The organism is Halorussus marinus (assembly GCF_004765795.1).
GTDB classification, from domain to species: Archaea; Halobacteriota; Halobacteria; order Halobacteriales; family Haladaptataceae; genus Halorussus; species Halorussus marinus.
In genome coordinates this window covers 20,444-27,602 of the sequence record NZ_SBIV01000015.1, presented here as the reverse complement: position 1 = coordinate 27,602, position 7,159 = coordinate 20,444, and the positions used below count along the sequence as shown (strand labels likewise).

5 protein-coding genes and 1 pseudogene are annotated in these 7,159 nt (G+C 60.1%); 1 reads left to right on the top strand and 5 read right to left on the bottom strand.

All coding sequences use genetic code 11. The annotated features are described in order from the left end of the window. Positions 1-92 (top strand): annotated as a pseudogene (locus tag EPY72_RS18525) (IS5/IS1182 family transposase); the annotation flags it as partial. A 21-nt stretch (positions 93-113) separates the two neighbouring features. Here EPY72_RS18525 and EPY72_RS18520 read toward each other — a convergent pair. The 5 genes from EPY72_RS18520 to EPY72_RS18500 are packed head-to-tail and all read right to left on the bottom strand — an operon-like array spanning position 114 to position 7,138. Further along, positions 114-2,198, bottom strand: coding sequence for a VirB4 family type IV secretion system protein (locus tag EPY72_RS18520; RefSeq protein WP_135807372.1), 2,085 nt, complete (start codon positions 2,196-2,198; stop codon positions 114-116). After that, positions 2,195-3,208: a TraC-like domain-containing protein gene (locus EPY72_RS18515; RefSeq protein WP_004594536.1), complete on the bottom strand. Its 1,014-nt coding sequence runs from the start codon at positions 3,206-3,208 to the stop codon at positions 2,195-2,197. Before EPY72_RS18515 ends, EPY72_RS18520 begins: the two co-directional genes overlap by 4 nt. A gap of 6 nt (positions 3,209-3,214) precedes the next feature. Further along, complete coding sequence (locus EPY72_RS18510) at positions 3,215-4,588, bottom strand: TrbL/VirB6 family protein (RefSeq protein WP_004594537.1); 1,374 nt, start codon at positions 4,586-4,588, stop codon at positions 3,215-3,217. Next, positions 4,581-5,483 (bottom strand): hypothetical protein, encoded by a 903-nt coding sequence (locus EPY72_RS18505; RefSeq protein ID WP_011222439.1) that lies wholly within the window; start codon positions 5,481-5,483, stop codon positions 4,581-4,583. Before EPY72_RS18505 ends, EPY72_RS18510 begins: the two co-directional genes overlap by 8 nt. Beyond that, positions 5,483-7,138, bottom strand: a complete 1,656-nt coding sequence (locus EPY72_RS18500; RefSeq protein WP_011222438.1) for a DUF8186 domain-containing protein — start codon at positions 7,136-7,138, stop codon at positions 5,483-5,485. Before EPY72_RS18500 ends, EPY72_RS18505 begins: the two co-directional genes overlap by 1 nt. Positions 7,139-7,159: the final 21 nt, after the last annotated feature.

Genomic DNA, 7,159 nt, shown 5'->3' with positions numbered 1-7,159 from the left:
TCGCCGTGCGAGCGCGGTCATGGTTTCGTGAGTTCCGCGAGATCGCGCTGATGTGTGTCGTCTATAACATCAAACGCTTCGTCAAACAGTGAATCTCTCCGCCTTACAGCGATTCAACACAGCCCCTGAGTGGTAGTGCTAGTTGGTTCACCGCCGTCGGCACGCGTTCCGGCGGGTCGGCTATCTGGATTCGTCACGCTCGTCGTCGGCTCGGGTTCAAGCTCGGCCACGTCCGCAGCGCCGCCGTCGATAACGTGAGCCTCGTAGTCACTTGCCCGAATTCGGAGTGGGAACCATCCCTCCTGGTCGATACCGACGAGCGCCTCAGAGTAGCCGTCCTCGTCTTCCCCGGCCTTCGCGGAGGTAACCCAGTTCACCTGCCGCTCGCTGAGGTCGAACCACTTGGCGATCTTCTCTTTCTCCTCATTGACGCGGTGGAGGACGGTCAACGAACAGAGGTTCGCGATGGTGCGTGCCTCCGGCGTCAGCGCGAATTCACCCCCCGTTTGCGTGATGAATTCGAGGCTCAGATCGAAGTGGCGGCTGTGCCGGACGGCTGTCTCCAGGAAGTCCAACGAGACGGCGTCGTTCATCAGGTAGTGCGCCTCGTCGATACAGAAGACGACGCGCTTGTCGGTCTGTTTGACCCGCTCGTAGACGCTGTTGAACAGCACCTGCATCATCAGGCTGGTCTCCGCCCGGCCACGGGTCCCCTCCTCCTGGTGGAGATCGAGGTAGATGACCTTCGAATCGAGGTCGAACTCGGAGGGGCGAGCCAGATTCTCGAGTTCACCGCCCTCGCGGAATGACGGTCGGAGGTCCTTGAGTAGCGACTGAGCATCGGACTGGACGGCTTCCTGCTCCCCATCCGTGACGTAGCCGTACTCCTCGGGGTCTTCGACCATCTCTTCGAGGACCGTGATGACGTCGTGGATGGTGGGCGAGTCCCGGGTGTGCGTCTCTGGATCGCGGGTGATCCCGCGCTTCTCGTAGGCTTCTTGGACGGCCCGCCGGAGCGTCTGGTTGCGCTCGCCGAGTGGATGGTCTGCGACGTGCTCGAAGAACGTCGCGAAGAAGGTCATCACCCAGTTGATCTGCTCGCCCCACGGGTCGATGTCGTCGACCTCCTGCAGGACGTGGTCGGGCGTCGGTTTGATTTCCAGCGGGTTCAGCCCCCGCCGGCCACCGACCGTGATCCGCTCGCCATCGAGCGCCTCGTTGACGCCGGCGAACCCCCGCATCGGGTCGAGCATAATGACGACCGTATCCTCGTCGAACATCGCCCGCCGCACGAGCCGGAGCTTCGTCGCGAAGGATTTGCCTGCGCCGAGCCGGCCGATAACCATCATACAGTAGCCGGTTTGCCGTTTGAATCGGTCGAGGATGAGTGGACTCGAATTCAGCGCGTACGTCCCGTATTCGATACCGGGTTCCGCAAACGCACCGGAAACGAAGGGGAACATCGCGCCGACTGCCCCGCCGAGCATCGGCGTCTTGCTGTCGAGCGTCTCGTTGAACTGATCCAGGGCGATCGGGCTCGCTGAGGTGAACGTCTTCAGCTGTGACCACCGGGGCGTCACCGGCGTCAGATTCGCAGGCGCTTGTCGGGCTGTCGTCGACACCGACTCGGCGTCGATGTTCTCGCGATCGTTGCCCCTGACCGTGAGATACATCGAGACGTCGAACGCCTGCATCGTCGTGTTCCGAAGGACGTCGTACATCTCCTGGTGGTCCTCGAGGTCTTTCTCGACGCCCCGGGCGCTCGCACGATGCTTCTCGGTCAGGTACTCGTAGTCGGCTTCGAGGTCCTCGATCTTGTTCTCCAGCGAATCCAACGTCTCTCGCGTATCACGAGGATCGATGTGGATGCTGACATCTGTCTGTTGGGTCTCGGCGGCCGCGTACAGTTTTTCGAGGAAGCCATCCATCGGAGCATCGGGATACTCACCGACCCACAGACTCTGCGCCCACTGGGTGTCAGTCCGGAGGGCGCTGGGCGTTCGCTCGATACTCGACGGCGAGACGACGGTCTGATGGATCTCGGGGATGCCGTCGACTGCCTCACCGTCGGCCTCGTAGTCCACGGTAAACTGTGATTCAGCATCTTCCCCCTCTTCGTCGGGGGCCTCGTCTGCGGTCGCCTCGTCGTCAGTTTCTGAACTATCCGAGCCGGTGAAGGGCAGCAGGTTTCCAATCATGACTTGTTGATGACGGGGGACGTTCGAAGCACCTGTTCGGGGTCGCCGTACTCGATTTCCGTGCCGGTCCAGTATTCCGCGATGAGGCGGGTGAGTTCGGCCGCATCAACGGGGCGCGTGTCACACCCCTCGATGCCGCGGAGGCCGCGCTCGACCCGCCGGCGCCGCTCGTCCAGTTCCTCGAGCATCGCGGCTCGCTCTTCCTCCTCCGGCGGCGCCGTGACAATCTGGATGAGGATGCCCAGTACGGGGATCCTAGCGAGCTTTTCGAGGAGGCTGGCCCGTTCGTATCGGACCTCCTCAGGTCGTACCGGAATCAGGACGTAGTGGTCGCGAATGGTCATCTGACGCTGCGCCAGCTCCCGGTCGTACCAGTCGACGTAGTGTTCGATGAGCGCCTGGAGTTTCTCGTTCGATTTGACGTCCGGGTCGCTCAACCGGTCTTCGTACCGCCCGACGTACTCGTCGGCGGGGAACGCCTGCGTCGTCGAGTAAATCTGGATCGGGAACTCGACGGTCGTATTGACGAAGTCCTGGAAGGCCTCCGCCTTCTGGGCCCACTCCTCGTCGGTCGCGAGCGCCATCGTCGGTGGCGACACCTGAACGGCTCCGACAAGAGCCCGGTCCGTCCGCTCGATGGCGTCTTGTCGCGGGTAGACGCGCTCGACGTGAGTGTACTCCTTCGCCTCCTCGTGGGCGATCTCCGTCTCGCTGCGGTGGAAGTTCACGAACAGACCGAGCCAGTCGAGACTGTTGGTGTAGCCGGGCGTGAGGTAGACGAACAGCCCACCGAAGGCGATCGCAATCGCTGCGAGGGGGATCGTGAGGGCGGACACCGGAATGCCACGAACGGTGAGTGACGGTGGGATAACGACCTGCGTCACCAGGACTACCAGTACACCGGGAAGACCGGCGACGGCGAGGTCCGTCAGCGAGTACTTCCCGAGGAACTGGGTGTCGGTACCGAGTGACTTCGGAATTCGTTTCGCGGGGTCAGTTGCGGAGCTCATGGGTTGTTAGTGGATATAGCGTGGCGGGTCATCTGCTGAATCTGGATTCCGGTTCCGAGTCTGGGGGTCCCGGAACGCATCGTCTCGATCGAATTCCTCGCCTCCGTCGTTCCCACTACTATCCTCGCTGGTGGTGGAGCCGGCCGTAGAATCATCATTTCCGCCGCCGAGGTTTCCGCCTCCGCTGTTTCCTCCCCCTCCACCGCTGCCGTCGGTGATCGCTTCACGGAGGCGAGAGCCAGTCGTATTGAGTCGTTGGCCGGTAGAGTGGGCTCTCGAATCACCAGAGTTCAAGACGTATTGGCCACCGCTCTTGACTGCGGGCTCATCGCGCACTCCTCGAACGAAGTTTCTCCCACCCTGTTTGGCCGATTGGACTTGTTCACGCCCTCTAGACAACCGACTACGGGCCTTCTCAGCAGACATATGCCTGGCCGCCCTGTCGGCGATGAAGAACAACGCCCCGGCCTGCCAGAACAAAACAAACGGAGAGGCAACGGCGAGAAGCGGGATAACGAGTGCCGTCAACCAAGCCCCGAACTCACCGGCTGAGGGGCCGAAGCTCGTCCCCAAGATGTCCCCGAGACGGAACAGGAGAGCAACTGGAACCGTCATAAACAGGAAAGGGACGTAGAACCCGGCCAACTTCTTCATGAATTTCGAGACTAGGGCGAACGGCCCGACGCCAGGGATCCAGAATACAATGAGTAGTGGCATCAGGAACACAAATAGGTAGAGTGCCAGTTGTCTCGCTAGGTAAATCAGGCCGATCAACACGAATAGGAGCAAATTCGTTGAGAGAGCGACGACCGTGCCGAGCACGCCCATCCCAGTGAACGACAGCGTCTGGAATAGCGAGATTTCTGACACCGAGGGGACGAGGAACCCAGCCAATGCATCCATAAACCGCAACGATAGCGCTGAGATCCACCACCACGACAAGATACCGAGCAGTCCAGCGAAGGCGCGTTTCTTGAGCTTCGAGCGATGGTATCCGTTGAACAAGTGGCTCGTCGATTCAAGGAAAATGACGATTCCAATCGAGAGGCCGTACAGCGATAGCGAAAGCGGGATAATCATCTCCCAGTAGTAGTCATAAATTCCGGGCCACGCTGCGTTCGTCGGCTGATTGAACACCGAATCTGGATGGGGAGTACCCACCACTGTCCGCAAGACTGCATCACCGTGATTCTCTATGACGGTCTCTATAGGGCTGAAGAGTATCTCAAGGAGTTCTTGGATAGCGCTGATGATAATGTCTCCAAGAGCACCTCCATCGCTGCCTCCGTCACTTTGAGCTAAAACCGGAGCAGTGCCCGTAGTCAGTAGCCCGAAAAAGACGAAGATAGAGCGAACTAGGAATCGGACGGGACTACGCATTGTCTCCACCCCCGTCCAGTAGTTCAATCTGGACGTCTTTACACGGGTGTTGGATTGCGCCTTGATCGTCGATGTGGTATCCACCGGACAGTTCCGCCCGAATCGGTTGCTCAATATCTCCGTGTGGGGTCTGAACAACAACGGTTAATTCTGCAGTATCACTCTCACATGAGACATCGTCGTTGTCATCGATGACGAGAACACCCCGTTGTTTCAGGAATTCCCGTTCAGTACCGGGGCTGAGGAATTCTTCGCTCGCCTCCGGACGCTCGAACGTGGTATCAGCAACGCCGTCTCCTTCGATTACCTCAGGTGCGTTCCGATACGGCGCATTCCGGAAGCCAATATTATACACCCAAGAGGGACCAGTACCGACGTTCTCGACCGTCACAAAGAGCCGACCGCTACTGTAGCCATCATCTTCATCGAACTCCGGTTCGACATCGACGATCTGGATATCGGGCCGAAGCTCCAGGGACATCGACTCAGATGTCTCGCCCGAAACGGCGACTAACTCGTACTCGCCGGCAGAGTACGTCCCACCAGTCTTGAAGACAATCTGTATTTCGACTCTTGTAGCTCCCTGTGCAACGGTTGACTGTTCGAACGTAGTACCATCTGGACCAATCAGATTGAGTTGGTCGACATCGTGATCATCAGCCAGCGTCACCACAAGGTTGGGTCCCGCGAAGCTGATTTCCTCAAATACCGAATCTGTAGACGGCGACGTAGAGGACGAACCTGTTGGGGATTCAGTCTGGTTGCCGGGACCATCGGTTCCGGAACACCCTGCTACTCCTGCAAGCAGGGCTGTTCCAGACGAAGCCAAAAGACGGCGTCGACTAATCCACCGTTCCGAATTCCGGTCATGGGATTCTGAATGTTCTCTGATCATTATAGTGACCTCCACGGGGGCCAGATACGCCACCCTGTAATCCGATCGATGAAGAACACTGCAAGGAGGAACAGCGAGACGGGAACGCCGATCCGGAACAGCGTCGACACCAACTGGAGCACTGAGCCTTGCAGCAGGACAGTATCCGAGTCGCCGGTATAGCCGGGAGGATTGAGCCACCAGTGGCCGGGTTCGTATCGGGCCGACACACCGCCAGGGGAACGTTCAATCGTCGTCGTGACGGTTCCGTTCCCGGTCGTGTTCACCCGCTGCCCGTTGACGACGACGTAGCCGTCCCGTTCGTCGGTATTGATTGGTGCGCCGGTGTTCGCGTTCTGGAGGGTCACCCGGACGGTGACCGTATCTTCGGTCTGGTTCACCACCTCCAGAGAGAGGTTGCTCTCGTCGATCTGGATTCGAGCGAACTCATCGGCGGGCCGTTCTGCCTCAACCCCTCTGACGAGCCCCCACGCACGGACAGTCTCGGGCTGTTCGTCGGTCGTGGCCCGCGTCGCGATGCCGTAGCTGGCCGTGTACGACTCCGTGAGAACATCCAGGTGAACGTTCGACGGGAGCGTCGGCGGCGACGTCGACGTCCCGTACACATCCAGTATCGTCACGTTCCGGCGGGGCGACGGCGTCGGCCCCGTCTCGATGGGGTACGCGTTCACCTGGAGTGGATGGAGCGGTGAGTGGGCGGTCCGCTGTCCGTCGTCCGAGCTGTAGACCAGCGTATCCCAGTCCTTGTCTCGGGCTGAGTAGAACCGCCAGACACCTCGGACATCACCGTTGGGCAACTGGTAGCCGAGCCACGGCTGGTTCTTGTAAACGACGAGGCCGAGATCACCGTTCGGATACTCCGCGATGAACCCTGATACCGCGAGGTCATACTTCGTGACCTCGATGGAATCGGTTACCGTGACGGTCTCGGTCGGGTATGAAACGGAACTCTCCCAGTTGGTACAATCGCCTTCGTCGTTGTGAGCGGTACAAACTTCGACCTCCTTCCGAAGTCGGACCGAGATATTCGCCTGGAGCGTGAGCTGGTGGTCCTCGCCGGCGTATCCATCCAAGGAGTACGACAGTGCCGGCGTGTGGGAACCACCAGCCGTCGTCTCCTCGTCGCCGTCGACGAGGAGTCTCGTCTCCTCAACCTGATGGCTCTCCAGACTCCAGTAGACACGTCGATCGCCGGAGGTGTCGTCAGGCGGCACCGCCACCCGGTAATCGACGGTCCCGCGGAGCGTCCCGTCTGGAGCGACGTAAAGCGGCTGTCTAGACGACGAGAGGCGCGCTCGGGTGGACGGCTGAACGGCGAACACCTCAGTATAGGCTTCCTTGATGAACTGGTCGCTGGTGAGGTCCGCATCTGGTGGATGGATCGACACGGAGCTGTTGGTCGCCGGGAACTCCGAGTGGTCGCCACGGTTCCATCGCTCAACTGCACGCGGGGGCGAATCGAACGGGACATCGGTCCCCTCGCCAAGCTGCTCGACCGCCGACCCGTTACTCAGATTCGCACCGTCGGTCGCACCGTCTTGATCCCCCGACCACAGTTTGTGAAAGGTCTCCTCCGGAACGCCGTGGTCAGTACTATTCGGGGGATGGGCGCCCACTGGAACGGCGGCTGTCGATGCGACGAGGACGGCGGACATGACGAGTGCGAATCCTGGTGC